The organism is Acetobacter fabarum (assembly GCF_011516925.1).
Taxonomy (GTDB): Bacteria; Pseudomonadota; Alphaproteobacteria; order Acetobacterales; family Acetobacteraceae; genus Acetobacter; species Acetobacter fabarum.
This window is the reverse complement of record NZ_WOTG01000009.1, coordinates 49,743-74,096: the sequence shown is the minus strand read 5'-3', so window position 1 is coordinate 74,096 and position 24,354 is coordinate 49,743. Positions and strand designations below refer to the sequence as shown.

Genomic DNA, 24,354 nt, shown 5'->3' with positions numbered 1-24,354 from the left:
TGCGGCGCGGCCCTGTGCTGGCTACTCCGCCGCCAGTTTCTGCCCTTTAAGGGCTACGGGTTCCGGCCCGCCAGTGGCCCAGTCCAGCAGTTCCACCGTGTGCACAAACGGCAGCCCGGCCTCCCCTGCAAGCTGGGTCATGCACCCGATGTTGCCGCTGGCGGCAATCTGGGCATGTACGGAGCGGATGTTGCGCAGCTTGCGCTCCTTCAGCTCATTGGCGATGTCTGGCTGGAGCAGGTTGTAGGTGCCAGCAGACCCACAGCACAGGTAGCCCTCGGGCACGTCCAGCACGGTAAACCCTGCCTCACGCAGCAGGTCCTTGGGCTGATTCACAATCCGCTGACCGTGCTGCATGGAACACGCGGAATGGTACACCACCCGCAGCCCCGTGGGGGTGGCAGGTTTTTCCAGCCCGATCTCGACCATAAACTCGGTAATGTCCCGCGCCATGGCGGACACGCGCGCGGCCTTGTCCGCCCATTGCGGGTCCAGCCTGAGTGCGTGGCCATAGGCCTTGATGGATGTGCCACAGCCGGATGTGTTGATGACAATGGCATCCAGCCCGTCCGGGCCATCGGCCTCACGCAGCCAGGCGTCAATATTGGCCTTGACCAGTGGCAGGGCCTGCGCCTCGTCCCCCATATGTTCGGCAGGGGCACCACAGCAGCCTGAACCTGCTGCGACCACCACCTCTACCCCATGGCGCTGGAGCAGGCGGATTGTGGCTTCGTTAATGGCTGTGTCCAGCACGGTCTGCACGCAGCCGTTAAGCAGCGCCACACGCTTGCGCGGTTTGACCGCCTTGCCTGCCTGCGGCGCGGGCAAAAATGTTTGCGGCCGATCCACCGGACTGGGAGCGGGCAACGGGTTGGTTGGCACCATATCCAGCATGGCACGCAGGGTGCCCGAGAACAGCCCCCGGAAGGGCCGGCCCAGACGCCCGCCAAAAATGGCAAGGCGGAACAGGCGGGCATTGGGAATAAGCCGGACCAGCAGTTCGCGCACGGCACGCTGGAAGAGCGGGCGTTTGTAATGCTCCTCCACATATTCGCGGCCATGGGCGATCAGTTTGGAGTATTCCACGCCTGACGGGCAAATAGCCTCACACGCAAGGCAGGTCAGGCAGCGGTCCAGATGTTCGACCGTTTTGGCATCAGGCACGCCACCTTTTTCGTACATGTCCTTCATAAGGAAAATACGGCCGCGCGGGCTGTCGTTTTCCTCATGCTTGACGGCGTATGTGGGGCAGCGCGAGAGGCACACGCCACAATGGACGCAGTTGCCAATAATGTCCTTGGCCAACTGCACGTTCGGGTCCGCATCCAGCGCGGCCTGGGGAATATGGCTGAGCATTGGGGCGTCTCCTATGCCTGAACGGTCATGCGGCCGGGGTTGAGAATACCTGCCGGGTCAAAGGCTGTGCGGGTGCGCGCGGCCAGTGCTGCAACCCCCGCACTGACGGGCGGGAACGCACCAAACTGGGCACGCACCGCATCGGGCGCACGCAGCAGGGTTGCGCGCGCGCCTGCTTTTTCCGCCATTTTACGGTAACGCAGGGTATCCACCTCGGGCTGCACGCCGCGCATGGTGGAGAACACCACACCGCCTGCCCAGTCCACAAAAAAGCGGTTGATGCAGCCTGCACTGCGCGCCTGCTCCACAAAGGCGGGCATGGTTGTGGCGGGCAGGTTAACACGCCACACCAGCTCGTCCGGTTTGGCATTCAGGCAGTCCAGTTCACGCACACCGGCCCACAGGGCGCGGCTCTGCTCCTGCTCCAGCACCACCATGCCACCACGGGTGGCCAGCATGCCATTGAGCACCTGCTGGTTGCCCGCAACGCCGGGCACTGTGCCTTCCACGCGCACCAGCAGTTCGCACAGCCCTGAGGCATTGACCCTGCGGGCCAGCCCGCCAAGCCCCAGCGGAAGGGCGCGCATTCTGGCAAACAGGGCTACGTCCTCCTCCAGTGTGGCGGCGGGCAGCACCAGAGTTACCTCCGCCCGTGGGGCGGGCAGCACCTTGAGTGTAACGGTTGTGAGTGCTGCCAGCGTACCGTTGGCCCCTGTTACCAGTTTGCTGATGTCGTAGCCGGTCACGTTCTTCATGGTCCGGCCGCCCGCCTTGAACACATCGCCCTGACCGTTCACGCCTTCCACGCCCAGAACAAAGTCCCTTGCCGCCCCGGTCAGAATCCGGCGCGGGCCAGACAGGGCGGTGGAAACCGCCCCACCCAGTGTGCTGCGCGCGCCATTGGTGCCATACAGCCCGGCATAACGTGGGGGTTCGAACGGCAGGTATTGCCCTTTTTGCGCCAGAACCTGCTCGACCTCATCCAGCGTGGCGCCAACACCTGCGCGAATCACCAGATCATCGGGGTCATAAAAATCTATCTGATCCAGCCCGCCCAGTTCCAGCACGCGGGTAGCGGCAACCGGGTTACCCAGCCCGGCACGGGTGCCATTGCCCCGCACCACCAGAGGCTCGCCCCGGCTGGCCGCGTCCATAAGAATATCTGCAACGTCCTGTGTTGTGGCAGGACGCATGGATGCAGTGGTTTGTGTGTCTGTCATGCTTGCAATGCCCTACCAGAATCAGAAACGCGGAATATCCGCAAAACGCAGGTTACCGTTATGCACATGCATCCGCCCGAATTCCGCACAGCGGCACAGGGTGGGGAACATCTTGCCCGGGTTCAGCAGGTCCTTGGGGTCAAACGCACATTTGACCATCTGCTGCTGCTGCAAATCCACTTCGGTAAACTGGTGGGTCATGAGGTCACGTTTTTCAACGCCAATGCCGTGTTCACCGCTGAGCACCCCGCCCGCATCCACGCAGGCGATCAGCACATCGGCCCCGAACTCCTCGGCTTTTTCCAGATCGCCCGGTTTGGCGGCATCATACATGATGATGGGGTGCAGGTTGCCATCCCCCGCATGGAAGCAGTTGGCGTAATCCAGCCCGTATTTTTTGGACATGTCCGCCATCTTGTTCAGCACCTCGGGCAGCTTGTTGCGCGGGATGGTGCCGTCCGTGCAGTAATAATCCGGGCAAAGCTTGCCAATGGCGGAAAATGCCAGCTTGCGGCTGCTCCATATGCGCTGGCGTTCTTCCTCCGTGGTGCTGACCTTGAGTTCAATAGCCCCTTGCCCACGCGCCACATCGCTGACCACACCAACCAGTGCGTCCACCTCAACCGCCGTGCCATCAAGCTCGCACAGCAGGAGTGCGGCCGTGCGGTCATCAAATTTTTCCTTGATCAGGACGGAAACCGCATCAAGCACCTTGCGGTCCATGAACTCCAGACCCGCAGGAATAATACCCACGCCAATAATGGCGCCCACACATTCGCACGCTTCCTCCACGGACGCGAAGCTCATGGAAATAACGCGTGCAACTTCGGGCACGGGCTCCAGCCGCACGGCAATTTCGGTCACCACCGCCAACAGCCCTTCAGAGCCGGTCAGCACCCCCATAAGGTCCAGCTCACCTTCGGCCGCGCCAAGGTAGGCACCGCCCAGTTCCACCATTTCACCGGTCATCAGCACGGCCTGAATGCCCAGAATATGGTTGGCGGTCACACCGTATTTAAGGCAGTGCACGCCCCCGGCATTTTCCGCCACATTGCCACCAATGGTGGAGATCAACTGGCTGGACGGGTCAGGCATGTAGCACAGGCCAAGATGGCTGACGGCCTCGGTAATTTTAATATTGGGCACACCCGGCTGCACGCGGGCTACGCGGTTGTGTTCATCCACCGCCAGCACGTTGCACAGGCGGGACGTAACCAGCAGCACGCCATCTTCCAGCGGCAGGGCACCACCCGAGAGCGATGTGCCAGAACCACGGGGAACAATCTTGACGCCTTTTTCGTTGCAGAAACGCAGAACAGCCTGCACTTCCTGCGCAGACCCCGGCAACACGACCAGCAGCGGCATAGCCATGTAGGCGGTAATGCCATCGCACTGGTAAGGCCTGCGCTGTGCATCGTCGGAAATAACCCAGTCTTTTCCCACAATCTGGCGCAGACCCTGCGCCAGTGCATCACGCTGGCTTATAATGGTCTGGTTGGGTTCGGGCATCTGCATTCTTGTTCTCTTTCATACTGCGTTGCCGCGTCATGGAAGAAAAAAGGCAGTCTGCCTGCCTCCTTTGCTCCGTCCGTCAGTGGCGCCGTGCTGTGGTGTTATAACAACATTATCGCGCTAATGAAACGGATGGAGCGGATGACAGCAATAGAACCTGTTCTGCGTCAAGCGCAGCGCTATGTTCAGGCTGCTGCCGTGGTTTCCCCCAACTGTGCCAGAGGCTGCATGAGCAAGTGGTTGTGCGAGTAGTCAACCGGCACGGCAATAACCACCGGACCTTCCACATCCATGGCCTCGCGCAGGGCCTGCCGCACGCCATCTTCCGTTGTGGCCGTAATGCCTTTTGCCCCGCAGGCTTCTGCATATTTTGCAAAATCAATCGGGCCAAAATGCACGCCGGAGCCACGGCCGTACTTCTTCTGCTCCTGAATTTCGACCATGTTGTAAGCCTGATCAATCCAGACCATATGGATCAGATTGCACTTCAGGCGCACGGCTGTTTCCAGCTCCATGCTCGACATCATGAATCCGCCATCGCCAGAAATTGAAACAACTTTTTGCGATGGGTTAACAAGGCTGGCCGCAATCCCCCACGGCAGGCCCACCCCCATGGTCTGCTGGCCGTTGCTGATAAGCACCTGACGCGCCCGGAAGGAGAGCAGATAACGCGCCAGCCAGATATGGAATGTTCCCATATCCAGGCACAGGGTCATGTCCGGGGTTACAAACTGTTCCAGCTCACGCACGATCTGGAGCGGGTGCACGGCGGAGTTGCTGCTGCTACGTGCCGTAAGCAGCGCAGTGCTGCGGGCTTTTTTATACCCTTCCAGCACCGCTTCCAGCTCCGGCGCACGGGCAAGGCCACCGGCTTTGCCGCCCAGCCCTTCAAGGGTCAGGGCAATGTCACCGATCAGTTCAATGGCGGGCACAAAGGCATTGTCGAGTTCAGCCGCCACAATATCAACATTGATAATCTGGCGGGCGTCATTCACGTTCCACAGCCACGGGTCATATTCCACCGGGTTGTAGCCCACGGCCACCACCACATCGGCCTCGTGCAGAAGCTGGTCCCCGTGCTGGTTGCGGAACAGGCCGATACGCCCGCCAAAGCGGTCCACCAGCTCTTCCGATACGGCACCAGCTGCCTGATACGTCCCCACAACCGGCACGCCTGTCTGTTTGACAAAAGCGCGCACGGCATCTGCCACATCCGGGCGGCTGGCGAGCATGCCCAAAAGCATGACGGGACGCTTGGCTTTTTTAAGCAGCGTTGCGGCCTCGGCCACCACATCTGCTGGAGCGCCCCCCATGCGCGGGGCCAGACGGTCCGCCAGAACCGGGGCATTGGCAGGCATGGACAGCACATCCATGGGCGTGCTGACAAATGCCGCACCCGGCCGCCCGCTTTCTGCAAAGCGGAAGGCATTGGCCATAACTTCCGAAATGGCGGTGGGGGTGGTCAGTTCCACGCTGTATTTGGTTACGGGGCGGAACAGGCTGACCGTATCCATGGTCTGGTGTGTCAGCTTAAGCCGGTCTGCCAGCTTGACCGCACCACCAATGGCCAGAACGGGGTCCCCTTCCGAATTGGCGGTGGCCAGCCCGGTAATAAAGTTGGAAGCACCGGGGCCAGATGTTGCAATGCACACCCCGGCCTTGCCGGTAATGCGCCCAAGGCCTCCGGCAATAAAGGCGGCATTCTGCTCATGCCGGGTCACAACGGTTTCGATCGAGGAATCAACCAGCGCGTCAAACAGCCGGTCCACCTTGGCACCGGGAATACCAAACACATGGGTAATGCCATGCGCTTCCAGATTTTTGACAATAAGCTCCGCACCGCATTGTGCAGTGGTATCTGCCATTTTGGTCATTGTTGTAAAAACCCTCAGGTCAGGCGGGGTTGCGGGAGGAAAAGTCGCGCAGCAACCCCGTGCAGTTCAAAAAAAAACAAACAGGTCAGGCCGGTAAGGTGTCAGCCACCTTCGGCAATGCGAATGGCTTCACTCAGGCTTTCGGGGTTCAGGTTGGCCTGCGCAAACTGCTTTGTGCGCGGCAACTGCACCTGAAGGTCGGAAATTGTGGCAACCTCAAGCATACCCTTAACAATTCTGTATTCGGTCACATGCCCACCGCGCTTATGGTCCTCGGACAGAAAGTGCAGGTGGTAGCCAGCAACATTCACGCCCTGCATGTAAACCGGGCTGCGGAAGCCGATCATGGTTCCGGTAACCGATTCCAAGGTAAAGGTTGGCTGCTTTTTAACCACTTCGAGCATATGCGGGTACGGCTTGCACTGGCAGAACACCGTGCGCGTATCCACCCGCTCGAACAGGCCGGTAAAGCGCACCGCACCAAACAGGTTGGGGTTACCAAGCAGGTGGTCCACCAGCTCTTCAAAACTTTCCTTGTCCTTGGGCGTGTCGATCATCACGTTTTTTTCGGGTTCGAAATACGTCACGCAGGCAAAGGGAGTTTTAAGCGAGCCGGGCACTTCTGCTGCCAGCCCTTCCGCACGGAACTGGCGCACAACGCCGTCCGTTACAATCATTTCCCCATCAAGGGAGTTAAAGGTGCCAAGGCCGAAGTTGCCGTGCTGGAGCAGTTCGTCCAGCGTGGTTTCCCCGTCGTACACCGCGTCCAGCAGGGCAGCCATGGTGGAGGTCTGGTAAAGGCGGTTCACTGGTGGTTTGCCCACAACCCCGTTCCCCAACGCCGCGGACCGCAGATCTATATCCGCTACCGGCTGCTTTACCATGCTCAACACTCCTTCAAACGCTTAACGGCCCATACTCATCTGACGCAGATGTTATAACGGCTTGAAGCAGTCTTCCAATATATCTTGGCGGTGTTATCCATATCGGATATATATGGGTTATGGACATCCGACACCTGCGCTATTTTGTAACCGTGGCCGAACATGGCTCCATTACCCGCGCGGCCGAAGCGCTGGGCATGGAACAGCCCCCTCTGAGCCAGCAGATCCGCCAGCTTGAAAAAAACCTTGGCGTGGTCCTGTTCGAGCGCCTGACGCGCGGCGTCAAACTGACCGACATCGGGGCCGTGCTCCTCCCGCGCGCCAGAACCATTCTGGACCTGCAGGCCCAGTTTCTTTCCACCGCGCAAGGTCTGGCACGGGGGGAAATGGGGCATATCCGTCTGGGCCTTGCGGGGGCTGTCTCGCTTTTGCCGGTTATCCCGTTCACTATCCGCCGGTTCCGGGAAATGGCGCCCGATGTCACCATTTTTCTGGAGGAGAGCAATACGCCCTCGCTATGCACCGCGTTGCACGAACCCAGCGTGGACATAGCCATTGTGCGCCCCCCTGTGCCCGACCCCGTGCGACTTTCGGTTTTTCATCTGCTGGATGAGCCCACGGTTATTGCCCTGCCGCGTGGGCACAAGCTGGCCGATACCCCCGTGATCAGTCTGGACATGGTGGCACAGGACCCGCTGATCATCTTCCCGCGGGAACTGGGGCCGGGCTTTCATGATGCCATTCTCTCAGCCTATCAAGTGGCCGGGGTAACACCCGTTATGGGGCAGCAGGCCCCGCAGATTGCAGGCACCATTCCGCTAGTGGCCGCAGGGCTTGGGGTTTCGGTTGTGCCGCGCTCACTCAGCCAGATTCATGCCGGGGGGGTCACCTTCCATACCATTAGCGAACCTGCCCCACGGGCCACACTGGCCGTGGCCATACGTGCGGGCCAGAACATGCCGCTGGTCACCCGCTTTGCCAGCGTGCTGCGCACGGCCTGCCGCAAATGGACAAACCGACAGCCAGAACAGGATTTTTTTGATCTGGAATAGCAGGCGGGGCCAAAATGGCTGCGCCGCCGGGGCTAAAAGGCGTATCCCCTTGCATCGGCCACGGCCCTGAGCACAAAAAACGTGCGGGTCTGGCGCACATGGGGCAGAACGCTCAGCACCTCGGCATGGAAGCGGTCAAAACCTTCCATATCTCCAACACGGATTTTTAAAAAATAGTCAAAATCCCCTGCCACAAGGTAGCAGTCCAGCACTGCTGGCTGGGCAGCCATAGCGGCCTCGAACATGGGAAAACTGTCTGCCGCACGCTCCAGCACAACCCCGACCAGCACCACCATGCCCAGCCCGACCCGGCTGGCATTGACCTTGGCCTGTACGGCGGAAATATACCCTTCATCAAACAACCGCTGCACCCGGCGGTGGCAGGTGGCGGGGCTGACCTGCACCTTGTCCGCCAGATCGTTGTTGTGGATGCGCCCGTTATTTTGCAACAGGCGCAAAATCTGCCGGTCCGTCTTGTCCAGACAGTTTTCCATGGAACCCTGCTCTCCAATTACCCAAATATATGAAATTTTGTTATTTGTTTTTCATTAAAAGAGAAATATTCCATCATCAGAGTTCTTCTTTTTGAATAAAAACTGTCTGCCCCCTGCCTCTCACCTTTTCATAATCACTTCTGAGTGCACAAGGGCAAAAATGAGCTGCCGCGCCCTGCGCAGCCTTAGAGAAAACAATAAAATTATTTGCCGCGCAGGACGGATTTTGTTTAATTTTATATAAGTTGCAAAAGGACTTACGCACCATCCCAATTTGTTGCACAAAAGCAACGTACACAGACCCGCCAGCCCAAACCGGTTCTGCACCGGAACACCCTGCCGGCCCCGTTCCCGCCACCAGTACGGAGACAGACCACTTTGAGCATGCATGCACCGCCGCCATCCGATGTCACGCCAGGCCAGACAACGGAAGGTTACCGGCAAGGTCTGGGCAAACGACAGATCCAGATGATTTCCGTTGGGGGGGCCATCGGCACTGGTCTTTTCCTGGGTGCAGGCAGCCGGTTGCAGGCTGTGGGGCCATCCCTTGCCATTGTCTATCTGGTTTGCGGCGTGTTCTCCTTCCTCATGCTCCGCGCTCTGGGGGAGCTGGTCATGTACCGCCCCACCAGTGGTAGCTTTGTCTCCTACGCGCAGGAGTTTCTGGGGAGCCGGGCATCTTATGTTGCGGGCGCGCTCTCGTTCTTCAGCTGGGCCATGACCGGCATTGTCGATATTACGGCCGTTGCACTTTACATGCATTTCTGGGGTGTTTTTGCCGTTGTGCCCCAATGGGTCATGGCGCTTATGGCGCTGGTGGTCATTACCTGCATGAACCTGATTGGCGTCAAATGGTTTGGGGAGATGGAGTTCTGGTTCTCCATCATCAAGATTGCCGCCCTGCTGGCTTTTCTGGTTGTGGGCACGGCCATTCTGGGCCTGCGTGTACCCGTGGACGGGCATAGCACCGGCATACAGCTTATTACCGAACATGGCGGGTTGTTCCCGCACGGCATGCTCCCTGCCCTTGTGCTTATTCAGGGCGTTGTGTTCGCCTATTACGGCATAGAGATGATTGGCACCGCCGCAGGGGAATGCAAAAACGCGCGCGAAGTGCTGCCCTCGGCCATTAACAACGTGATCTGGCGGATCATGATCTTTTATGTCGGCACGGTTACCCTGCTGGTTCTGCTGCTGCCCTGGTCGGCCTATCAGGCCGGAGTTAGCCCGTTTGTGACCTTCTTTTCCCGCCTTGGGGTGCCGGGGGTGGATTCGCTCATGAACATAGTGGTGCTGACCGCCGCCCTGTCCAGCCTGAACTCGGGCCTGTATTCCACCGGGCGGGTCCTGCGCGCGCTGGCCCTCAATGGCACGGCTCCACGCTACCTTGCTCATATGAACAAACAGGCCGTACCAGCAGCCGCCATTTTAACAACTGTAGCCATTTATCTGGTGGGGGTGGGGCTGAACTACCTCCTGCCTTCCCAGATTTTTGAGATTGTTCTCAACATGGCCTCTATCGGCATTGTCAGCACATGGTGCTTTATTGTGCTCTGCCAGATCAAACTGCGGCAGGCCATTCGGGCAGGCCGTATTGCCCCCACGGGTTTTGCCATGCCCGGCGCACCCGTTACCGCGTGGCTGACCATTGCCTTTTTTATCAGCATTCTGGGGCTGATGCTGTTTGACTACCCAACAGGCACCTATTCCATTATGGCCATTCCGGCCCTTGCCGCCCTGCTGTTTGTGGGCTGGAAAGCCGCAAGCCACACGCCCCTTAACGTTGTGCCCCAGACCATACCTTCGGCTGAATTAACCGATGATGCCGATTTTACCCCACCCTGTGCGGAGTAAACACCGGCACGCTCTTCCCTGCGGCATACGCCCCGCAGGGAGCACGGAATACAAAAAAAGGGGAGCCGTATGGCTCCCCTTTTTTACTGAACCACACAGCCCACCTAGTAACCCGGCGGGGGTGGGTAAGGTACGGGGGCCGGCACCACCGGGTATGCCGGGTAAGGTGTCGCCACCGGGTAGGGCGTTGCCGGATAAACACTGCCCGCAATGACATTGGAAATAATGCCCGTTGCCACTGCCGCCAGCAAAAAGCTACCGCCGTAGCTGATCCAGCGATAACCCGGTGGTGGGGCATACAGGCCACGGTAACCGCGCCAGTTATCTACAAAAATACCGCCGCCATCATACCGGTCTCCCCGCCGCCATGAGCCGCCATGCGGGCCACCGCGTGGGCCTGCACCCCAGCCTGGGCCGCCACCCGGCCCGCCCCGAAAACCACCACCATGGCCACCGCCAGGCCCTCTGCCCGGGCCACCCGGTCCACCAGGTCCGCCGTGACCACCACCGCCCGGCCCACCTGGGCCGCGCTGGGCGTAAGCCGCAAGCGGTGCTGTGGCAACAAGCAGCCCCATAAGAAGCGCCATTGAACGTTTTGCTTTGAAGATCATGCTGAATCTCCTTCCTTCCACCCCATTGAGCCTACCATGATGTGGCGGAAGTTTGTCGAGATCATAGCCGTTTGGCGTTGGGTTTAATCCGGTCTGCCCGCCCGGTGGTACGGGTGGCCCGCAGCAATGGCCTGCGCGCGGTAAACCTGCTCGACCAGCATAATCCGTACCAGCATATGCGGCCATGTGAGCGTGCCAAAAGACAGGGAGGCATCTGCGCGTTGCAGAACGGAACTATCCAGCCCTTCCGCCCCGCCAATAACAAAGCAGGGCGTGCGCCCCGCGTCCTGCCATGCGGCAAGGCTGGTGGCAAAGGCAACACTGCTATACGTGCGCCCACCTTCATCCAGCGCCACAACATGGCTGTGTGCGGGGCAGGCGGCCAGAATGGCCTGTGCCTCACGCCGTTTGATCTCATCGGGGCTGCCGCGCCCGTCCGGCAGTTCCACAATATCCAGCGCCGGACGCAGGCGCTTGAGATACCGCTCCACCAGCGCACGCTCGGATTTGTCCTTCATGCGCCCTACCGCCACAAGCCTCATACCCGGCACCTGTGGCGGCAGAATCGTATGCCCTGTAAACCAGACATCAGCACTTACAGACGGGTCACGCCGTCTTCGTTGCTTTCATCCAGTTCCGCACCCCACATTTTTTCCAGCCCATAGAGCGCACGCGCTTCGGGCTTGAACAGGTGGACCACAATATCGCCCGTATCCAGCAAAACCCAGTCGGACCCATTAGCCCCTTCAACCAGCACGCGCTTGATACCAATATCACGCAGCTTGCGTTCAATATGCTGGGCCATGGCGGCAATCTGGCGGTCGGCCAGACCGGTTGCGATCACCATTTTATCGGCAAAGGAGGCACGGCCGGCAAGGTTGATCACAACCAGATCTTCCGCCTTGTCATCCTCCAGACTGGCGGTAATCAGCGCAAGGGACTGTTCGAGCAGATCGGGGGCAATGGCCTCACGCTTGGTGCGGGTTTTTGGCCCTGCTGCGGCTGCTTTTTTGCGCACAGAGCCGGGGGCTGCCGCCGCTTTGGGGACTGCGGCTGCACGGGTGGAGGCCGCACGGCCCCCGCGAGCGGTGGCCGTGGACGTGCGGGTGCGTGCGGGCGTCTCGGCGGGTGGCTTGGTGGTTATGACCGTTCTCCTGAAAACTGACTACTCTTTGGGGTGATGGGCTGATCCGTAGTGGCGTCAAACCCGCCCCGCTGACGAATGGCTGTTGCAGATATACTGTTTTGTGCCCCCGGAAGGAAAGCCCAAGCTGGGGGAGAAAGTGTGGCAAGCCGTGCTGCCTGCCGTGCAGGCACACGCCAGCGCGCCAGATACTGCGCCGCCAACCCGCCCAAAGCCCGCACATTCTGCCCCGGACGGGGGAAAACCGCCACAGGTACCTGCCGCACCAGTTGGTGCCAGTGCTTCCAGCGCGGCAATGTTACCAGACCATCCGCCCCCATCAGCCATACAAACCGAACATGGGGGAAGCGGGCCTTGAGCCGGGCAAGCGTGTCCACCGTATAACGGGTGCCGAGTCGGGCCTCCAGATCGGTGGCCACAATCCTGCGCCCATCCGCCAGTTGGCGCGCAGTGGCCAGACGGGTGGCAAAAGAGGCCATCTCCCGCCCGGCCTTGAGCGGATTACCCGGAGACACCATAAGCCAGACCTGATCCAGCCGTAGCTCCAGCATAGCCCGCCGGGCTATGGCCTGATGCCATCTGTGCGCAGGGTTGAATGACCCACCCAGAAGCCCCACGCGGCTGTGGCGGTTATCCCCCCATGTGGGAATCCGGCACCCTGCGGGCTGCACTCCCCTGCCCGTTATGGCCGCCGTATCTGCTTTTGTAACTGGCATATACCGTTGTGGCCCATGCAGGCCGCGCGCACTGCCCGCCCCAAGTATGCGGGGGCCGGTGTGCGCCACTGGCCTGTTATGGGCCTGCGCGCTCAGGTACGGACCTGACCGCTACCAAGCACCTCGTAGCGGAAGGTTGTCAGCTGTTCCACGCCAACTGGCCCACGGGCATGGAAGCGCCCTGTGGCAATGCCAATTTCCGCCCCGAACCCGAACTCCCCACCATCACAGAACTGGGTGGAGGCATTCCACATGACAACCGCGCTGCTCACACCATTCATGAACCGCGCAGCAACGGCTTCGTCCGCCGTAACAATGGCTTCGGTGTGGGAGGAGCCAAAGCGGGCAATGTGGTCGAGTGCCTCGTCCACACCATCCACTACGGCTACGTTCAGCACGGCATCCAGCCATTCGGTGGCAAAGTCTTTTTCGGTACCGGCGGGCAGGTCGGGCATGATCTGCCTTGCGGCGGCATCCGCCTTGAACGTGCAGCCCTGCTCAGCCAGGTCAACCACAATCTGGGGCAGCAGGACCGAAGCAATGGCTGCGTCTATCAGCAGGGTTTCGGTTGCGCCGCAAATGCCCACACGGCGCATTTTGGCGTTCAGCACAATCCGGCGGGCCATGGCATGGTCGGCTGCGGAATGGACATAGGTGTGGCACAGCCCTTCCGCATGCGCCAGCACAGGCACGCGGGCCTCACGCTGCACGCGCTCCACCAGCGAGCGGCCACCCCGTGGAATAATCAGGTCCACAAGGCCAGCAGCGGTCAGCATGTCCGCCACGTGTTTGCGATCAGCATCCGGGGCGATCAGCACGGCATCTTCCGGCAGGCCCGCATTGCGCAAGCCGGTCTGCATGGCGGCATGAATGGCGCGCGCGCTATGCAGGCTTTCCGACCCGCCACGCAGCAGCACGGCATTGCCGGACTTGATGCACAGCCCGGCCGCATCGGCCCCTACATTGGGGCGGCTTTCGTAAATAACGCCAATAACGCCAACAGCCGTTGCCACCTTGCGAATGCGCAGGCCGTTGGGGCGGGACCATTCCTCCAGCACCTGCCCTACGGGGTCGGGCAGGTCGGCAATGTCTTCCAGCCCACGGGCCATGGCCTCGACCCGCTCGGGGGTCAGGGTCAGCCGGTCACGGAATGCGTCCTTGGCGGTAGATGCGGCAAGGTCAAGCGCATTGGCCGCCAGAATGGCCGGAGCAGACGCCCGCAATGCGCTGGCCGCAGCCCATAGGGCCTTGTCCCGCTCGGAGGAGGAACTCTGCGCCAGCGTGCGCACGGCCAGTCTGGCCCTGTGTGCCAGATCGTGCATGGAGCATGGCGATGGCACACCCTGTGCTGGTGCGCGCATATCTGCCGTGGCCACATGCTGCCGACTGTCTTCCTCCGTATTCATGCTGGCGTCCCTTATCTCCATTGTCCGGTTTTCTTTTTATCGTGTGTGGTCCGCCCACCGGGGCGGACCTGATCATGCGCTTTAGAGTGCCGTATCAGACATTAAAGCGGAAGAGCAGAATGTCGCCGTCCTTCACAACGTAGTCACGGCCTTCAATCCGCAGGCGTCCTGCTTCCTTGGCACCTGCTTCCCCATTATATCGAACATAATCGTCAAATGCGATGGTTTCGCAGGCAATAAAGCCACGTTCAAAATCATTGTGAATAACGGCAGCAGCCTGCGGGGCCTTGGTGCCGACCGTAATGGTCCATGCACGTGCCTCCTTGGGGCCTACGGTAAAGTAGGTGCTCAGGCCCAGCAGTTTGTACCCTGCGGCAATCACACGGTCCAGACCGCTATCGCTCAGGCCCAGCCCTTCCAGGAATTCACGGCGTTCCTCGTTTTCGAGCTGGCTCACCTCAGCTTCGATCGCGGCGGAAACAATAACAACCGCTGCCCCTTCGGCTTCAGCCTTGGCCTTCACCTTTTCGGAGAACGCATTGCCGGTGGAGGCCGAGTCTTCATCCACGTTGCACACATACAGCACGGGCTTGCTGGTCATGAGCTGCAGGCGGCGGACAGTCTCCTCCTCCCCGGCGGGAATGGCGGTGCGCGCAGGGCGGCCATCACGCAGGGCCGCAAGAATGGGCTGCATGATCTCGATCTGGGCCACGGCTTCGCTGTCGCGGTTGCGGGCACGTTTTTCCAGCGCGGGCAGGCGTTTTTCCAGCGAATCCAGATCAGCCAGCATCAGCTCGGTTTCAATGATCTCCGCATCCCGGACGGGGTCCACGCCCCCTTCCACATGGGTAATATCATCATCCTCAAAGCAGCGCAGGACGTGGATAATGGCGTCCACCTCACGGATATTGGCCAGAAACTGGTTGCCCAGCCCTTCCCCCTTGGAGGCACCGCGCACAAGGCCCGCAATGTCCACAAACTCAAGGCTTGTGGGCACTTCACGCTGGGATTTGCCAATAGCCACCAGCTTGTCCAGCCGTGGGTCCGGCACCGCAACGCGGCCCACATTGGGCTCGATCGTGCAGAACGGGTAGTTGGCGGCCTGCGCCGTGGCCGTGGCCGTAAGCGCGTTGAACAGGGTGGACTTGCCCACATTGGGCAGACCAACAATACCGCAGTTAAAACCCATCAGCCCTTGCTCCCTTGTGGCAGTGCAACCTTGGTCATAAACCGGTCGGCATGCCCATCCGCCAGCAGGGGGGCGGCATCGGCCATGCTGGTGAGCATGGGGTCGAGCCAGTCCTGCTGGTCTGTTTGTGTAAAATTACCCAGCACCCAGCCATGCACCCGTTCCTTGGCGCCGGGGTGGCCTATGCCAATACGAACACGCCAGTAATCGGGCGTGCCCAGCATCTTGTCTGTCGAGCGCAGGCCGTTATGGCCCGCTGCACCGCCGCCACGCTTGATGCGCAGCCTGCCCGGTTCCAGATCCAGCTCATCATGGAAAAGCGTTATCTGCTCGGGGGCTATTTTGTAAAAGGCCGCAGCTTCCTGCACACTCTCGCCCGAGCGGTTCATGTAGGTCATGGGCAGCAGTGCAAGCACCTTGTGGCCGCCTATGCGCCCTTCGGCTACCTCACCCTTGAAGCGGTTGCGCCATGGCGTAAAGCCGTATCTGGCGGCAATGGCCTCGACCGCCATAAAGCCAACATTGTGCCGGTGCCGGCGCATGGAGGACTCGGGGTTACCCAGTCCGACCCAGAGCAGCATTGCGGATTCTGCCTTGTGTTTATGAACAGAAAGGGGGGCACATGCGCCTGCACGTGCCCCCGCGTTCCATAAGCTTCAGATTGCCTGAACTCCCGATTAGGAAGCGTCAGCACCTTCTGCCGGAGTGGTGTCAACCAGCGGTGCGGCAATGGAGGCAACCACAAAGTTGGCTTCGTGGGAAACAGGCGTTGCACCTGCCGTGCCCTGCACATCGTCCCAACGCACGTTGTCGTTGATGTCGAGCTTGGTCAGGTCAACAGTAAAGAACTCGGGGATGTTCTCTGCTGCCACTTCCACGTCAACCGTGTGACGCACGATGTTGAGCATGCCACCACGCTTGATACCGGGGCACTTGTCTTCGCCCACAAAGTGCACGGCCACTTCAACATGCACGCGCGAGCCAGCGGCCAGACGCAGGAAGTCGATGTGAACGGGCGAATCCTTGACCGGGTGGAGCTGCACGTCACGCACCAGAGCGCGTTCGTTCTTGCCACCTTCGATCTGGATGTCATACACGCGTGAGCGCCAGCCAGAGGTCTGGATTGCCTTGACAACCAGACGCGGGTCGAGCGCGATCAGCGTGGATTCCTGCTTGCCACCGTACACAACGCCGGGCACCAGGCCTTCACGCCTCGTCGCACGCGCTGCCCCCTTACCAGCCTTCGCGCGCGCAGAAGCTTGGATTGTTGTAATTTTGGACACCTTGACTTCTCCTGAAAAACTTGAGCACGCAGGCCTCCAGGGGTGCCTGCGCGGTGGCTGCGGCCTTACAGCAAAACCCCGCCACAGGCAAGGTCCGGCTTGGCTTGTGGCACCTTTATCCCGCCCTGTGCCCCATCTGGCACACCCCACCCCCGGCCGGAGCCTCCGCCATGAACCCGCCTTTTCAGCCCGTCCCCCACCAGCCTGCTGCCCCCACACCCACGCAGCAATTTGGCAGTGACCATGATACGGGCCTGTGCCCCCAAGCGCTGGAAGCCATAAACCGCGCAGCCTCCGCCAGCGCCCCACCTTATGGGGATGACGCATGGACCCGCCTTGGGGCCAAGGCCGTGGCGGACCTGTTTGCCGCCCCGCAGGCCCGCGTGTTTTTTGTGTTCAGCGGTGCGGCGGCCAATGCGCTGGTGCTGGCAACGCTCTGCCCGCCCTATTGCAGCATTATTGCCTCCGAAATTGCCCACGCGGACACATCCGAGCGGGGGGCGACGGAATTTTTCTCCGGTGGGGCAAAGCTGGTCACCCCTCCCACGCAGGATGGCAAGCTGACCCCCGCCGCCATTACGCAGGCCATGCGCCGCGCACGTGGCCCCGGAGCCTCCACCCCGGCGGCCGTGAGCATAAGCCAGCCGACCGAGAACGGCCTGCTCTACTCGCTGGACGAAATACGCGCCATTGCCAATGCCTGCCACGACAACGGGTTACGCCTGCACATGGATGGCGCACGCTTTGCCAACGCCGTGGCCGCGCTGGAATGCACCCCCGCCGCCATGACATGGCAATCCGGCGTGGATGCGCTCAGCTTTGGTGGTGCCCGCAACGGCATGGCCATGGGGGATGCGGTGGTGTTTTTTACCCCCCAGCTGGCTCAGGGCTTTGCCGAGCGCGCCATGCAGGCCGGGCAGATGGCTGCCAGAATGCGGCTCCTGTCCGCCCCGTGGCGGGGCATGCTCCAGTCCGGCGCATGGCTGGCCAATGCCCGCCATGCCAATGCCAGCGCGCAGGCTCTGGCACAGGCCATAACGGCGCTGGATGGGGTGGAACTGGCATGGCCCGTGCAGAGCAATACCGTGTTTGCGCTCATGCCCGAGCATGTGGCCAACACCCTGCGCGCGCAGGGGTGGCGATTCCATACCCTGTTCGGGGGTGTTTACCGCTTTGTCTGTGCATGGGACACGCGCGCAGACTCCATTACCGCCCTTGCCGCAGACCTGCGCCGCAGCACACAGGGCTGAATAACGCGTAAAATGCCCCACAAGCGCTAAAACAGGCAGGCTAAGCCTGCACCAGCCTTGACATAACGCCCCTGCCCCTGCTTCCTCCACCCCAATTCTCTATGGCAAAACACGTGCCCGCCCGCAGGCCGGGCCACAATTTGTGGGACAAGACCATGCACCCTTACCGTACCCATAGCTGCTCGGCCCTTCGCGCAAGCGATGCTGGCACCACCGCGCGCCTGTCCGGCTGGGTGCATAGCAAGCGCGACCATGGCGGCCTGCTGTTTATTGACCTGCGGGACGAAACGGGCATGACCCAGATTGTCATCCCCGCCGGGTCGGATGTCATGGCAACAGCCGAACACATCCGGGTAGAAAGCGTGATTACCGTAACCGGTGAAGTGGTCCTGCGCGAGGAAGGCACGCGCAACCCCGACCTTGCCACGGGTGATATTGAAGTGCGCGCAAAAGACTTTGTCGTGCAGTCCCACGCCGCCGTGCTGCCCCTGCAGGTAGCCGGGCAGGAACATTATTCGGACGAGCTGCGCCTGCGCTACCGCTACATCGACCTGCGGCGTGAAAAAGTGCACGCCAACATCCGCCTGCGCTGCGCCGTTATTGCCAGCATGCGCAAGCGCATGACGGACCTGAACTTTGTAGAACTGCAAACCCCTATCCTGACCGCCTCCTCCCCCGAAGGGGCGCGCGACTTTCTGGTGCCCTCACGCAACCACCCCGGCAAGTTCTACGCGCTGCCGCAGGCACCGCAGCAGTTCAAGCAGCTGGCCATGGTGGCGGGGTTTGACCGCTACTTCCAGATTGCTCCGTGCTTCCGCGATGAAGCCTCCCGCGCGGACCGCTCCCCCGGTGAGTTCTACCAGCTTGACTTTGAAATGGCCTTTGCCACGCAGGACGAAATTTTTGCGGTGATGGAAGAAGTCATGAGCGGGCTGTTTACCGAATTCGGTAATGGCCGCACGGTCAGCACCGCGCCGTTCGAGCGTATTCCCTACGCCCGCGCCATGAAGGTTTATGGTTCCGACAAGCCGGACCTGCGCAACCCGCTGCTGATTACGGACGTCACGGAAGACTTTGCAGGCTCCGGCTTTGGCCTGTTTGCCCGCATTGCCGCCGATGGTGGTGAAATCCGCGCCATTCCCGCCCCCGGCGCGGGGGACAAGCCCCGCTCGTTCTTTGACAAGCTCAATGCCTGGGCGCGTGAGAACGGGGCTGGTGGCCTGGGCTACATCACCTTCAACGCCGAAGGTGGGCAGGGCCCGATTGCCAAGAACCTTGAAGCCGACCGGGCAGAAGCCATTCGCGCCAAGCTGGGGCTTAAGGCGGGCGATGCCGTGTTCTTTGCCGCAGGCAAGGGGCATGAGGTAGACAAGTTCTCCGGCCTTGTGCGCACCCGCATTGCCGAAGAACTGGACCTGATCGAAAAGAACGCCTTCCGCTTCTGCTGGATCACGGACTTCCCCATGTACGAGCTGAATGAGGAAACGGGGCTGGTGGACTTCTCCCACAACCCGTTCTCCATGCCGCAGGGTGGGCTGGAAGCCCTGAACACCAAGGACCCGCTGGATATTCTGGCCTACCAGTACGACATTGTATGCAACGGGATCGAACTCTCCTCCGGTGCGGTGCGTAACCACCTGCCAGACGTGATGGTGCGGGCGTTTGAAATTGCAGGCTATCCCGAAAGCGAGGTGGAAGCCCGCTTTGGCGGCATGCTCAACGCCTTCCGCTACGGAGCACCCCCGCATGGTGGTTCCGCCCCCGGCGTGGACCGCATTGTGATGCTGCTGGCCGATGAACCAAACATCCGCGAGGTTATTCTGTTCCCGCTCAACCAGCAGGGTGAAGACCTGATGATGGGTGCCCCCGCCCCCGTAGCCCCTGAGCGCATGAAGGAACTCTCCCTCGCGCTCAACCTGCCCAAGCCCAAACCAACGGTTAAAAAAGACTGATAACCGTTTTTTGAGACCACAAACATTCATCCGGCTGGTTGCATGACCACGCCGGATGTTTTTTTGTAGGGGGTATGACCATACGTCCCCCGCGCCACCAGACCACCCTGCTGGCAGCCCTTGCCCCAGCCTGCCTTACCCTTACCCTTGCCCTGCTGTGCCCGGCTGCACGCGCGGCAGCCCCCACATCCCCCCTTGTGTCACAACAGGCGGTATATGATCTGGGGCTGGTGGAATCTGCGGGCGGGCAAACGCTCTCTGCTACCGGGCGCATGAGCTACTCCGTACTCAAGACCTGCCTTGGCTGGTCCTCCCACCAGAGGCTGGACATACAGAGTGTCACCCGCAAGCAGGGCGAGGAGCACCTGCTCTCCGACTATGCGGCGCAGGAAAGTCTGGATGGCCGCCACCTGACCTTTAAAAGCCAGGAAACACGCAACGGCAAACTGCTGCGCGTTGTCAGCGGGGAGGCAAGCCTTACCCCCGATGGGTCCGGGGTTGTGCAGTATCGCCAGCCGCTGGCCAAAACGCTGCGCCTGCCCGTGGGCACCCTGTTCCCCGTAACCCATACGGCCCGTATTTTAAGTGCCGCCCGGCAAGGTGAAAAAGACCTGACCACCCCCCTGTTTGACGGCACCCTGCCTGATGGGCCGGAAGACACCTATGTGACCCTGCTCACATGGTCGCCCCCTCCGGCTGGCAACACGCCGTACCAGCCCTTGCAGAAACTGGCCTCCGGGCACGTGCATATCGCCTTTTACGACCGCAACGCCCACACCATGATGCCTGAATACGAAATGGGCATGCGCTATTTTGCCAATGGCGTGTCTGACCAGCTGCATCTGGATTTTGGCGATTTTAAAATGCAGGGCACGCTCAGCACGCTCGACCTGCCCCCCACCCCCACCTGCACGCAGGATACCGCACCGTAAGCACCCGCACAGCGAGGGCGCACACGGCGGGGTGGGCCTATGCCTCCACCGCGTCGCCCATGAACAGCAGGTTCTGGAAATCCATTTTCTGGTTCGGGCTTTTTCTGCGCCACTTCTTTTTATCTGCCCGCCGCCACACACGCGGCACAAACGGGTAGGCCCGAGGCAGGCAGCCGGACAGAAGTGCCGCCCAGCTCATGATCAGGATCGGGGTCAGGCTGGTGCTGGCCAAAGCCCCCATATAGGGGGAATCTGCCATAAGGTTCTGGGACAAAGCCATGATGGAGGACACATCCAGTGCCTCATCCATCCACTGCTCACGGCTGCGACCTGCAAAACCCCACCCTGCCAGTGCGGCGGCCACGGCTTCGGCCTCCTGCTTGCGGGTTAACTGGAGCGCGTGGTCCAGCAAGGGGGTCTGCACCGCTGCCAGATACGCAGCATTTTTGCGCAAAGCAGCCCGCAACCCCGCCACACCCGGCTGGGCTGTCTGTTCGGTATCTGCCAGTTGCCCCATATCCTCCACCTCCTCCGCCAGAGCAGCGCGGACCAGCCGCCCGCGCTGGGAGGGGCTGAGTGCGGGCATAAGGGCTGCAGCAACCAGCGGGTTAAGCAGGGCCTGAGGAATATCGAGCGTGTTGTCTGCCGTCTCCAGCATCTGGAGCAGGGCGGTGGCGGCGGCTTTTTGCTCATCCGTTGCATTGGTGTTTGTCAGCACGGCAGAAAGCGCTCTGAACAGGTCTGGGAGCAGGGCGCTGCTAAGGGCGTTGGTCAAACTCCCCCCCACTCCTGCGGAGGATGCGGGCATGAGTGCGGCCACAGTCCCGGCCTCCACGTCCTGCGGGAGCTGCACAATACCGCCGGGCAGCACGATTTCCTCCTCCTGAGCGCCTGCCATACCTTGCAGGGCGCTGGCCAGCCTGCCGTCCTGCGCGGTGTTGCCAACCAGCCCGTACAGCCCTGCCGTGGTCACAACCGCCCCACCCAGCGCGCCCGGTGCTTCCAGCTGCGCCCCAAGGGACTGGAGCAGGGGCAAGGCCGCGGCAATTCCACCCGCAAGCGCATTGCCTCCCCCACCAGCGGACTGGCCCGCCATGGCTGTGGCCAACTGCACAAGCCTGCTGGCCATGGCTTTCTGGTCTGCTGTGGCGGCAGGGTCATTCAGCACCGTATTTGCGGCCTGCATAAGATCCGCAACAAGGCTTGTGGTCCCGGCCCCTGTGGGCACACGCCCTGCCATGCTGGCGGCGGTATTCTGGCTGGTTGCTGCCGCAGTGGCCGTATTATCCGCACTGGCCGTGGGCTGTCTGGCAGAGGAGGTCCCGCCAAGCAGGGTTTTTGCCCCTTCGGATAATGTGAGCATAACCTCGGCCTGCTGGGCCTGTGCTGCAACCAGTGCCGTGCGCGCACTCTGCACCAGTGCTGTGGCAGAGGGCAAAGCCCCGGCAAGGCGGGACTGCGCGGTAGCCTGCCCGGCCCCGCCATCGGCCATGCTGGTGCCTTGCCCGGCACTTTGTACAGCCTGCCCCAGCCAGTTACCCACGCCGGGCAGGCCGCCTGATCCTGTGGTTGCTGTCATGGCCTGCTCCGTAGCCTTTATGGCATGGTGGACAAAACCCGCCATGCCCCTGCGCGGTGCATTACCCTGCCACACCGCGCAGGCTCAGGCCAACAGGATTAAGCGGCTTAGTGGACCTGCGCGCTGCTGCTGGCGGGCGCACCCTCGCGCAGAACACCCACCAGTTCCTGCAAAGCCTGCGGGTTGTTCTTGAGAATAGCCACATTGGCCGCATCGGGCACAGGCATTTGCGCGCCCCCCTGGCCGGGTGGAATATTGAGCAGGCTGCCGGTCAGCCCCACACAGGTCAGGCTCATGACAAAGCTGCGCGCATCCAGCCCGTGCGCCTTGAGAATGGCATCCAGCCCCGGCACCTGCCCCACAAGGGCGATCTGCTGGTCAAGCGACATGCCCACATGCCCCGGCGGCTGTATTTTGGCAGCCTGAATAGCCCGGAGTGCGGCACTCAGCCGGGGCAGCACATCGGGGGCCAGTTTGTAGTGCAGGGCTGTATCCATGTCATGCTGCATGGTGGCAACCTGCTCGGGCGTGAGGGAGGGGGCCTGCGGCCTGCTCTCGCCAACGGGGGCAACGCTCTGGGCCTGTGCAGCCCCGGCCAGCAGCAGGGCCATAGCCCCCAGAACAGTGGATGCCTTGCGAATAAAAACCATGTTTTTCAACCTTTTCATGCTTCAATCACCCATTCGCCCTTCCGCATGAGCGGCACGCGGCCACCCTGTGCGTCCAGCCCATCCACATCAATCTCACCCGAACCGATCATCCAGTCTATGTGGATCATGCTGGTATTGGCCCCACGTGCGGCCAGTGCGGCTTCGTCCTGTCCCTGCGTGTCGCGCATGCATTTGGTGTAGGACTGGCCAAGGGCTATGTGGCTGGCGGCGTTTTCATCAAACAACGTGTTCTGGAACAGCAAGCCGCTACGCGAGATGGGGGAGGAATGGGGCACAAGCGCGACCTCGCCCAGCCTTCTGGCTCCTTCATCCGTATCCAGCACGCGCTCCAGCACATCCTGCCCACGGGTTGCGTGCATTTCCACAATACGCCCGGCCTCAAACCGGACCCTGATCCCATCAATCAGCGTACCCTGATGCGAGAGGGGCTTGGTGCTGGCCACGGTCCCTTCCACCCGCAGGCGGTGGGGGGTGGTGAACACCTCCTCGGTCGGGATGTTGGGGTTGCACACAATGCCGTTGCCTGCTTTTTCCGCGCCGCCAGCCCAGTCATGCCCATCGGCCAGCCCGACAAGCAGGTCCGTACCGGGGCCGGAAAAATGCAGCGCGTCGTAGCGCACATCGTTCAGGTAGGCTGCGCGGCGGTGCAGAATGGCGTTGTGGGCCTCCCACTGGGCTACGGGGTCATCCCCCGTAAGGCGGGAGACGGCAAAAATGGCCTGCCAGAGTTTTTCCACCGCCTGCTGTTCGGGCAGGTCCGGGAACACCTGCATGGCCCATGCCGGGGTGGCGGCCGCCACAATGCACCAGTTCACATCAAAATTGGTAATGATCTCCATGGCCGGGCGGTTAACCCGTGCCGCCGCCTTGCTGGCGCGGGAGACGTGGTCCGGGTTCTGCCCCGCCAGCAGGGCCGGGTTGGAGCCGGTAATGGCCATACGCGCAGCCCCCGCGCGAAAGCCCTCCGCCATGCCGGCGGACAGCCAGCCCGATGCCGTATCAAACGTGTTTTCCGCACCATATTTGTAGCGGGCCAGCGTGGTTTCCTCATCCGAATAGAATGTGGTGACCAGCGATGCCCCAGCCTTGTACGCATGTTCCGTAATACGGCGCACCAGCGGCACGGCATGCAGGGGAGCGGTCATGATAACCTGCTGCCCCGGAGCCACATTCAGCCCCGTGCGGGCCGCAACCTCGCCCAGCCGGTCAAGCTGGGCTGCAAATTCGGCCGAAGCCAGATAGCCACCATGGGCCTGCGTGTTGCGTTCTGTCACGTTTATGCCTGTCCTTTTTTGTGGCGTAACCCTTTGGTGCTTATGGGATACGTATGGAGCGCGTCCGTCAACTCCGGGTTTTTACGCCCTGCCCTGCTGGC

22 protein-coding genes are annotated in these 24,354 nt (G+C 61.3%); 5 read left to right on the top strand and 17 right to left on the bottom strand.

The annotated features are described in order from the left end of the window. Positions 1 to 21: 21 nt before the first annotated feature. The 5 genes from glcF to budA all read right to left on the bottom strand — a co-directional run bounded on the left by glcF (position 22) and on the right by budA (position 6,846). On the bottom strand, positions 22 to 1,356 hold the full coding sequence (gene glcF / locus GOB83_RS10795; RefSeq protein ID WP_165926054.1) for a glycolate oxidase subunit GlcF: 1,335 nt from the start codon (positions 1,354 to 1,356) through the stop codon (positions 22 to 24). Between the two features lie 11 nt (positions 1,357 to 1,367). After that, positions 1,368 to 2,576 (bottom strand): FAD-binding protein, encoded by a 1,209-nt coding sequence (locus tag GOB83_RS10790; protein ID WP_165926053.1) that lies wholly within the window; start codon positions 2,574 to 2,576, stop codon positions 1,368 to 1,370. A gap of 21 nt (positions 2,577 to 2,597) precedes the next feature. Further along, positions 2,598 to 4,091: an FAD-linked oxidase C-terminal domain-containing protein gene (locus GOB83_RS10785; RefSeq protein ID WP_086645803.1), complete on the bottom strand. Its 1,494-nt coding sequence runs from the start codon at positions 4,089 to 4,091 to the stop codon at positions 2,598 to 2,600. Positions 4,092 to 4,273: 182 nt separating this feature from the next. Beyond that, a complete protein-coding gene (gene alsS, locus GOB83_RS10780; RefSeq protein WP_165926052.1) occupies positions 4,274 to 5,962 on the bottom strand; it encodes an acetolactate synthase AlsS in 1,689 nt (562 codons plus the stop codon). Positions 5,963 to 6,063: 101 nt separating this feature from the next. Continuing rightward, positions 6,064 to 6,846, bottom strand: coding sequence for an acetolactate decarboxylase (gene budA / locus GOB83_RS10775; RefSeq protein WP_086645801.1), 783 nt, complete (start codon positions 6,844 to 6,846; stop codon positions 6,064 to 6,066). Between the two features lie 119 nt (positions 6,847 to 6,965). On the opposite strand from budA, the gene GOB83_RS10770 reads away from it, so the two are divergent. Beyond that, positions 6,966 to 7,898, top strand: a complete 933-nt coding sequence (locus GOB83_RS10770) for a LysR family transcriptional regulator (RefSeq protein ID WP_086645800.1) — start codon at positions 6,966 to 6,968, stop codon at positions 7,896 to 7,898. A gap of 32 nt (positions 7,899 to 7,930) precedes the next feature. On the opposite strand, the gene GOB83_RS10765 is transcribed toward GOB83_RS10770, so the two are convergent. Beyond that, a complete protein-coding gene (locus GOB83_RS10765; protein ID WP_095349764.1) occupies positions 7,931 to 8,392 on the bottom strand; it encodes an Lrp/AsnC family transcriptional regulator in 462 nt (153 codons plus the stop codon). A 384-nt stretch (positions 8,393 to 8,776) separates the two neighbouring features. Here GOB83_RS10765 and GOB83_RS10760 point away from each other — a divergent pair, with 384 nt between their 5' ends. After that, on the top strand, positions 8,777 to 10,246 hold the full coding sequence (locus tag GOB83_RS10760) for an amino acid permease (RefSeq protein ID WP_165926063.1): 1,470 nt from the start codon (positions 8,777 to 8,779) through the stop codon (positions 10,244 to 10,246). A gap of 104 nt (positions 10,247 to 10,350) precedes the next feature. On the opposite strand, the gene GOB83_RS10755 is transcribed toward GOB83_RS10760, so the two are convergent. The 8 genes from GOB83_RS10755 to GOB83_RS10720 form a co-directional block, all read right to left on the bottom strand. Beyond that, complete coding sequence (locus tag GOB83_RS10755) at positions 10,351 to 10,857, bottom strand: RcnB family protein (protein WP_086645797.1); 507 nt, start codon at positions 10,855 to 10,857, stop codon at positions 10,351 to 10,353. Positions 10,858 to 10,940: 83 nt separating this feature from the next. Next, positions 10,941 to 11,399 carry a 23S rRNA (pseudouridine(1915)-N(3))-methyltransferase RlmH gene (locus GOB83_RS10750; protein WP_165926051.1) on the bottom strand — a complete coding sequence of 153 codons (459 nt, stop codon included), beginning with the start codon at positions 11,397 to 11,399 and terminating at the stop codon, positions 10,941 to 10,943. A gap of 53 nt (positions 11,400 to 11,452) precedes the next feature. After that, complete coding sequence (gene rsfS, locus GOB83_RS10745) at positions 11,453 to 11,875, bottom strand: ribosome silencing factor (RefSeq protein ID WP_086645795.1); 423 nt, start codon at positions 11,873 to 11,875, stop codon at positions 11,453 to 11,455. A 122-nt stretch (positions 11,876 to 11,997) separates the two neighbouring features. Next, positions 11,998 to 12,717: a nicotinate-nucleotide adenylyltransferase gene (locus GOB83_RS10740; RefSeq protein WP_165926050.1), complete on the bottom strand. Its 720-nt coding sequence runs from the start codon at positions 12,715 to 12,717 to the stop codon at positions 11,998 to 12,000. Positions 12,718 to 12,809: 92 nt separating this feature from the next. Then, positions 12,810 to 14,123, bottom strand: a complete 1,314-nt coding sequence (locus tag GOB83_RS10735; protein ID WP_373321600.1) for a glutamate-5-semialdehyde dehydrogenase — start codon at positions 14,121 to 14,123, stop codon at positions 12,810 to 12,812. Positions 14,124 to 14,217: 94 nt separating this feature from the next. After that, entirely contained in the window at positions 14,218 to 15,312 is a 1,095-nt protein-coding gene (ychF, locus tag GOB83_RS10730) for a redox-regulated ATPase YchF (protein WP_086645794.1), read from the bottom strand. Further along, complete coding sequence (pth, locus tag GOB83_RS10725; protein WP_165926049.1) at positions 15,312 to 15,893, bottom strand: aminoacyl-tRNA hydrolase; 582 nt, start codon at positions 15,891 to 15,893, stop codon at positions 15,312 to 15,314. The genes ychF and pth overlap by 1 nt, the downstream gene beginning before the upstream one ends. A gap of 96 nt (positions 15,894 to 15,989) precedes the next feature. Further along, positions 15,990 to 16,595 carry a 50S ribosomal protein L25/general stress protein Ctc gene (locus GOB83_RS10720; protein WP_086645792.1) on the bottom strand — a complete coding sequence of 202 codons (606 nt, stop codon included), beginning with the start codon at positions 16,593 to 16,595 and terminating at the stop codon, positions 15,990 to 15,992. A 170-nt stretch (positions 16,596 to 16,765) separates the two neighbouring features. On the opposite strand from GOB83_RS10720, the gene GOB83_RS10715 reads away from it, so the two are divergent. From GOB83_RS10715 to GOB83_RS10705, 3 genes are all read left to right on the top strand, one after another. Then, positions 16,766 to 17,845 carry a threonine aldolase family protein gene (locus tag GOB83_RS10715; RefSeq protein ID WP_165926061.1) on the top strand — a complete coding sequence of 360 codons (1,080 nt, stop codon included), beginning with the start codon at positions 16,766 to 16,768 and terminating at the stop codon, positions 17,843 to 17,845. 155 nt (positions 17,846 to 18,000) lie between these two features. Continuing rightward, complete coding sequence (aspS, locus tag GOB83_RS10710) at positions 18,001 to 19,797, top strand: aspartate--tRNA ligase (protein ID WP_165926060.1); 1,797 nt, start codon at positions 18,001 to 18,003, stop codon at positions 19,795 to 19,797. A 74-nt stretch (positions 19,798 to 19,871) separates the two neighbouring features. Beyond that, entirely contained in the window at positions 19,872 to 20,729 is an 858-nt protein-coding gene (locus GOB83_RS10705; RefSeq protein WP_165926048.1) for an EipB family protein, read from the top strand. Between the two features lie 37 nt (positions 20,730 to 20,766). On the opposite strand, the gene GOB83_RS10700 is transcribed toward GOB83_RS10705, so the two are convergent. From GOB83_RS10700 to GOB83_RS10690, 3 genes are all read right to left on the bottom strand, one after another. After that, positions 20,767 to 22,353, bottom strand: coding sequence for a hypothetical protein (locus GOB83_RS10700; RefSeq protein WP_206752414.1), 1,587 nt, complete (start codon positions 22,351 to 22,353; stop codon positions 20,767 to 20,769). A gap of 62 nt (positions 22,354 to 22,415) precedes the next feature. Then, positions 22,416 to 22,958, bottom strand: coding sequence for a hypothetical protein (locus tag GOB83_RS10695; RefSeq protein ID WP_242005832.1), 543 nt, complete (start codon positions 22,956 to 22,958; stop codon positions 22,416 to 22,418). 14 nt (positions 22,959 to 22,972) lie between these two features. Continuing rightward, positions 22,973 to 24,217, bottom strand: a complete 1,245-nt coding sequence (locus tag GOB83_RS10690; protein ID WP_194301376.1) for an aminopeptidase — start codon at positions 24,215 to 24,217, stop codon at positions 22,973 to 22,975. Between the last annotated feature and the right edge of the window lie 137 nt (positions 24,218 to 24,354).